The organism is Micromonospora solifontis (genome assembly GCF_003725545.1).
Lineage (GTDB): Bacteria > Actinomycetota > Actinomycetes > Mycobacteriales > Micromonosporaceae > Micromonospora > Micromonospora solifontis.
The window spans coordinates 73198-79197 of the sequence record NZ_RJLN01000018.1; the positions used below are offsets into that span (position 1 = coordinate 73198).

Annotated in this window: 5 protein-coding genes and 1 pseudogene; 4 read left to right on the forward strand and 2 right to left on the reverse strand. The window is 73.6% G+C overall.

Translation table 11 applies throughout. The annotated features are described in order from the left end of the window. Positions 1-195: 195 nt before the first annotated feature. Together EFE23_RS09140 and EFE23_RS09145 are read left to right on the forward strand one after the other, a co-directional pair. Positions 196-963 carry an ABC transporter ATP-binding protein gene (locus EFE23_RS09140; RefSeq protein WP_123240473.1) on the forward strand — a complete coding sequence of 256 codons (768 nt, stop codon included), beginning with the start codon at positions 196-198 and terminating at the stop codon, positions 961-963. Next, entirely contained in the window at positions 963-3512 is a 2550-nt protein-coding gene (locus EFE23_RS09145; RefSeq protein ID WP_123240474.1) for an ABC transporter permease, read from the forward strand. Before EFE23_RS09140 ends, EFE23_RS09145 begins: the two co-directional genes overlap by 1 nt. A gap of 55 nt (positions 3513-3567) precedes the next feature. Here the strand turns inward: EFE23_RS09145 and EFE23_RS09150 are convergent, their stop codons facing one another. Beyond that, the gene (locus EFE23_RS09150) at positions 3568-4215 is read right to left on the reverse strand and encodes an HAD family hydrolase (RefSeq protein ID WP_123240475.1); all 648 of its coding nucleotides are present in this window, start codon (positions 4213-4215) and stop codon (positions 3568-3570) included. A 114-nt stretch (positions 4216-4329) separates the two neighbouring features. Further along, positions 4330-5286 carry a neutral zinc metallopeptidase gene (locus tag EFE23_RS09155; protein ID WP_309226199.1) on the reverse strand — a complete coding sequence of 319 codons (957 nt, stop codon included), beginning with the start codon at positions 5284-5286 and terminating at the stop codon, positions 4330-4332. Here EFE23_RS09155 and EFE23_RS09160 point away from each other — a divergent pair. Both EFE23_RS09160 and EFE23_RS09165 read left to right on the forward strand, forming a co-directional pair. Next, a complete protein-coding gene (locus EFE23_RS09160; protein WP_123240477.1) occupies positions 5237-5656 on the forward strand; it encodes a hypothetical protein in 420 nt (139 codons plus the stop codon). The genes EFE23_RS09155 and EFE23_RS09160 overlap by 50 nt on opposite strands. Before the next feature lie 136 nt (positions 5657-5792). Beyond that, a pseudogene (locus EFE23_RS09165) lies at positions 5793-6000 on the forward strand (SAM-dependent methyltransferase); the annotation flags it as partial.

The following is a 6000-nucleotide window of genomic DNA, read 5'->3' on the forward strand; positions in this document are numbered from 1 at the left end:
CCTACCGTCGGCGCGGCGGCCGGTCTCCGGGGCGACCCTGAGTCGATCTCGGGGGCGACCCCCAGCGGGAATTCCGGCGACGGCTCCGCCCGGGGACGGACGGATTTTGGATCGCCGGCGGTGAGGATTGGTACGGCCGCACCGGCCAGCGGGGGCGGTGCGGATATCGGAAGGCAGACGGAAGAGGTGTATGACGTGACCGCGACGGTGGGACGGCAGGCGCAGGCCGCCGCCCGGGCGAGCGACGTGTGGAAGGTGTACGGCAGCGGTGAGGCGCAGGTCACCGCCCTGCGGGGGGTGACCTGCGAATTCGAGCGGGGCCGGTTCACCGCGATCATGGGCCCGTCCGGCTCCGGCAAGTCGACGCTGATGCACTGCCTGGCCGGCCTGGACACGGTCACCCGGGGCACCGTCATGATCGGCGACACCACGGTGACCGGGCTGGGTGACGCCGGGCTGACCCGGCTGCGCCGGGACAAGGTGGGCTTCATCTTCCAGCAGTTCAACCTGCTGCCCACCCTCACCGCCCAGGAGAACATCCTGCTGCCGCTGTCGATCGCCGGCCGCAAGCCGGACCCGGCCTGGTACGACACGGTGATCGACACCGTCGGTCTGCGGGACCGGCTCGGCCACCGGCCGGCGCAGCTCTCCGGCGGCCAGCAGCAGCGGGTGGCGTGCGCGCGGGCGCTGGTCGCCCGCCCCGAGGTGATCTTCGCGGACGAGCCGACCGGCAACCTGGACTCGCGGGCCGGCGCCGAGGTGCTGAACTTCCTGCACAATTCGGTCCGCGAGCACGGCCAGACCATCGTGATGGTGACCCACGACCCGACCGCCGCCGCGTACGCCGACCGGGTGGTCTTCCTCGCCGACGGGCAGATCGTCTCCGAGCTGATCGAGCCGACCGCCGACACGGTGCTGGACACCATGAAGAAGCTGGACGCCCCGGCCGAGGTGGGCAACTGATGCTGCGGGCCACTCTGAAAAGCCTGCTGGCGCGCAAGCTGCGCCTGCTGCTGTCCGGCCTGGCCGTGGTGCTGGGCGTCATGTTCGTCTCCGGCGCGTTCGTCCTCACCGACACCCTCGGCCGGTCGTTCGACGCGGTCTTCGCCGACGCGACCTCCGACCTCGACGTCAACGTCGCGGCGAAGCCGAAGGTCGCCCTCTCCGAGGCCGAGGGCGAGCAGGTCGCCGCGCCGGTGCCCGCGTCGGTCGTGGAGCGGGTGCGGTCGGTGCCCGGCGTGGCCGAGGTCAAGGGTGTGGTCAACGCCGACGGCGCCCGGCTGATCGGCAGCAACGGCAAGGTGGTCACCTCCTTCGGTCCCCCGCAGCTCGGCGAGAACTGGCTCGGCGAGAGCGACCTGTTGAAGCTGCGCGAGGGACGTGGGCCGCAGGCCGACGACGAGATCGTGGTGAACGCGGCCCTCGCCGAGGCGGCGAAGGTCAAGGTCGGCGACCGGGTCGGCGTGCTGACCCTGGCGCCGAAGAAGGAGTTCACCCTGGTCGGCGTCTTCGGCTACAGCGGGGACCGGGGCTCGATCGGCGGGGTGAACGAGGTCGCCTTCACCACCCCGGTCGCCCAGCAGCTGATGCTCGGCAAGCCGGACGTCTTCTCCAACGTGGCGGTCCGCGCCGCCGACGGCACCACCCCGGAGGCGCTGCGCGACCAGGTGGCCCGTGCCGTGGGTGCGGACTACGAGGTCAAGACCGGCGAGCAGGTCGCGGCCGACGCGTCGGCCAGCCTGAAGGAGGGGCTGTCCTTCTTCAACAAGATCCTTCTGGGCTTCGCCGCGGTGGCGCTGCTGGTGGGCACGTTCCTGATCCTGAACACTTTCTCGATCATCGTGGCCCAGCGCACCCGCGAGTTGGCGCTGATGCGGGCGATCGGGGCGAGCGGCCGGCAGATCATCGGTTCGGTGGTCCTCGAGGCGGTCGCGGTGGGTCTGATCGCCTCGGTGCTGGGGCTGGCCGCCGGCATCGGCGTCGGCGCGCTGCTGGCGTACCTGTTCGGGAAGCTGGCCGGCGGGCTCGCCCTGGCCGGGCTCGGCGTGCCGCCCGCGGCGGTGATCGGCGCGTTCGCCGTGGGTCTGGTGATCACCGTGGTGGCGGCGCTGCTGCCCGCGATCCGCGCGGCGCGGATCCCACCGATCGCCGCGATGCAGGACGTCGCCACGCCGGACCGGCCGCTGACCAAGGTGACGGTCGGCGGCGCCGTGGTCACCGCGATCGGGGCGGCCCTGCTCTTCCTCGGGCTGGGCGGCCACGCCGGGGACAACACCCTGGCCACCATCCTCGGCGGCGTGCTGTTCGCGTTCATCGGGGTGGCGCTGCTGACCCCGCTGATCAGCCGGCCGGTGGTGGCCCTGCTGGGGGCGATCTTCGCCTGGTCGGTGCCGGGCAAGCTGGGCCGGCTGAACTCCGGCCGCAACCCCCGGCGTACGGCGATCACCGCCGCCGCGCTGATGGTCGGCATCGCCCTGGTCACCGGGGTGACGGTGATCCTGGACTCGGCCAAGGGCAGCATCAGCGCGCTGGCCGAGGACACCATCAAGGCGGAGCTGGTGATCTCCGGCGCCTCGTCCGGTCCCCGGCCGGCGAGCTTCGACCCGGCCGTGCTGGACAAGGCGGCCGCGATCCCCGGCGTGCAGCTGGTCGACGGGGAGTACGGCGACATGGCCATGGTCGACGGCAGGCGTACGTGGGTGGCCGCGTCCAGCGACGTGGCCGCACTGGAGCGGATCTTCGGGGCGACGGCCACCGCCGGTGACATCAGCCGGCTCGGCCCGGACCAGCTGCTGGTCAGCTCGGACACGGCGAAGTCCCGCAAGCTGTCGGTCGGGTCGACGGTACGCGTGCAGCTGTCCCGGGGCGAGGCCCGCAGCTACACGGTCAGCGGCATCTACGAGAGCTCGCAGTTGACCAACCCGATGACGCTGCCCCCGCAGGCGGCCGCCGACTTCGCCATCCCGCAGCCGATCCAGGGCTTCGTGCAGCTCAGCCCGGGCACCCGGGTCGCGGACGTGCAGCCGCAGATCGAGCGGCTGCTCGCGGACAGCCCGGAGGTATCGGTGGCGGACCGGGCGGCGTTCATCAAGCAGCAGACCAGCCAGCTGGACACCCCGCTGCGGATGATCCAGATCCTGCTGGCGCTGGCCATCGTGATCGCGGTGCTGGGGATCATCAACACCCTGGCCCTGTCGGTGCTGGAGCGGACCCGCGAGCTGGGCCTGCTGCGGGCGATCGGGCTGCGCCGGGCGCAGACCATGCGCATGATCACCGTCGAGGCGGTGGTGATCTCGATCTTCGGCGCGCTGCTCGGCGTGGTGGTCGGGACGGGCCTCGGCGCGGCCGTGGTCCGGGCGCTCAAGGACGAGGGCATCACCGACCTGGTCCTGCCCTGGGGCCAGATGGGCACCTTCCTGGTGCTGGCCGCGATCGTCGGGGTGGTCGCCGCGGTCCTGCCCGCGATCCGCGCCGCGCGGATCAACGTGCTGGGCGCCATCGCCCACGACTGAGGTGAAAGGAGGGGCCCCTTGTTAACACACGTGTGTTAACAAGGGGCCCCTCCTTTCAGGCCGGCGGCTCGCCCAGCAGCGCGGCGAGCAGCTCCAGGTCCGCGCCGGTCAGGCTCTCCAACTGGTGTACGCCATCCGTCGGCGGCAGCGGCACCTCGGCCGGTACGGCCAGCACGGCGGCCCCGGCGGCCAGGGCGCTGGCCACCCCGGTCGGCGAGTCCTCGATCGCCACGCAGCGCGCGATCGGCACGCCGAGCAGCCGGGCGGCGGTCAGGTACGGCTCCGGGTGCGGCTTGGCGGCGTCGACCTCGTCGCCGCAGACCACCGCGTCGAAGCTGTCCCGGCCCAGGGTGTCCAGGGCGACCTCGACCAGCGGCCGGCCGCTGGAGGTCACCAGCGCGGTGGGGACGCCCGCGGCGCGGACCGCCCGCAGCAGCGCCAACGCGCCCGGCCGCCAGCGCAGCCCGGTGCGGAACAGCTCCAGGATCCGCGCGTTGATCCAGTCGGCGCTGGCCTGCGGGTCCCGCTCCGGCTGGCCGAGGTCGTCGTGCAGGATCCGCATCGACGCGGGCATGCCGGTGCCGATCATCGCCTTGCGCGCCGGGCCGGACAGGGTCCCGCCGTAGACGGCGGCCAGCTCCTGCAGGGCGACGTCCCACAGCTTCTCGCTGTCGACCAGGGTGCCGTCCATGTCGAAGAGCACGGCGGCGGGGTGTCTGCTGCTCAGCGGGGGCCTCCTCGGGTGGGCGTACCCGCCGATCCTCTCAACCGCGCCGCCGGCCGGGTGGCCCGTCCCCGCCGAGGGTGACCTGCGGCATCAGTCGAGACCGCAGGCGTCCAGCGACCTCTCGTAGCCCCGGAAGAACGAGTCGCTGCGCTGCTCGGCGGTGCCGTGCGAGCCCTCCGCGAACCACGGCTGGTCGGGGTCGTCCCCGACCGCCAGCAGGCCCTCCCGGAACTCGTCGAGGTCACCCCGGTCGAGGGTGAGCACCTTGTCGCGCACGTTGTCCCCGATGTACGCCCCGGCCATGCAGTCGGCCTGCAACTCCTGCTGAATGGTGAAGTTGTAGCGGATGCCCAGGCGCACCTGCACGCCGTGGGCGTACTCGTGGCCGAGCAGGTAGAACAGGAACGCGTCGCCGACCTGCCGGAACGCCGACACCGACCAGTTCACGTCGTAGGCGATGAAGTCCCCGGCGGAGCAGTAGACGGCGTTGTTGCGCGGCAGCGCCTGGCCACCGCAGGACACCTCCCCCGCCCGGCTGTACGGCACCACCCGCCGGATCGGCTGGAACCGCTCGCCGGAGGCGCGGAACCGCGCGGTCCAGTACTGCTCGGCGATGCCGACCGCGTCGTTGAAGTCCTGCTTGAACTCGGTGACGCTGGTGGTCCCGTCGGCCCGGGTGGTCCGCGCGCCCGGCGAGGCCGGCTGCCGGGTCTGCTCCTGGCCGGGCTGCCGCGGCTCACCCCGGGGATCGCCCTGGTCGAGCCCGCCGCCCATGCACCCGGCCGCCACCACCACGGCCACCAGCAACCCGCCCAGCGGTCCCGGCCGCCGACGTCCCGCCCTGTCCCCCACGGTTGCCTCCCGGCTCCACTGCCTGTGTGCTGCGCAAGTACCCCGACCGCGCACCGATGATGCCCACCGCTGATCACGTACGGCCGGCGGGGACGGTTCACCCGGCCCCGGCCGGCCGTGGACCTCCCCCGGTACAGTGCGCCGGGTGACCCGACCGGTGGCCCACTCCAGCATCGTCCACTGGCGACGCAGCATCTGGAACGGCCGGCGCTGCGTGCCGGTGCTGCTGACCCTCGACCAGGGCTGGCTGCGGGCCCGGGACGCCACCGGCGGGGAGCTGTTCGCCGTGCCGGCCGGCCAGGTCGGCGGCCGCCTGTCCCGGCTCGGCACCCTGCTGCTCACCGTCGGCGGCCGGCGGTACGCGCTGGTCGGGCGCGGCTCGGACATCTCCCCGCGGCCGAGCCCGGAGCAGCGGCGCGCGTTCGCCGACTTCTGGGCGCACCGGCCGGCCCCGGTGAGCGGGGACGCGCCCGGCGTCCTCGACGCGGTCTTCAACGGCGCCGCCGCCTGGCACACCCGCACCTGGCGGGACGCCCTGGCCGCCGCGGGGGCCGCCGTCCGCTGACCGTCACGGACGGGCGGCGCCCCGGGGCGCGGCCGGACCGTCGCGACGGGTGGAAGCCGCCGATGGCACCGGCCCGGTGGTCACGTCCGCCCGGTGGGGCGGGCCCGGCACAGCGGCGGTGACTAGGCTGCCCGCCATGATCGACGCGGACTACGACGCGCACGAACGCTCCCGGTGGGCGGGGCGGGCTGAGGCGTACCAGCGCAGCTTCGGCCGGCTCTGCGCGTACCCGACACAGGCGCTGCTGGAGGCGGCGGCGGTGCGCGCCGGACGGCGGGTGATCGACGTCGGCACCGGGCCGGGGACGGTCGCGGCGGCGGCGCTGGCGCGCGGCGCCGCGGTGC

Bases quoted from the DNA above. Each gene is read 5' to 3' on its own strand.
- EFE23_RS09155 (WP_309226199.1), bottom strand. From the start codon at position 5,286: ATGCTGCGTCGCCAGTGGACGATGCTGGAGTGGGCCACCGGTCGGGTC.
- EFE23_RS09145 (WP_123240474.1), top strand. From the start codon at position 963: ATGCTGCGGGCCACTCTGAAAAGCCTGCTGGCGCGCAAGCTGCGCCTG.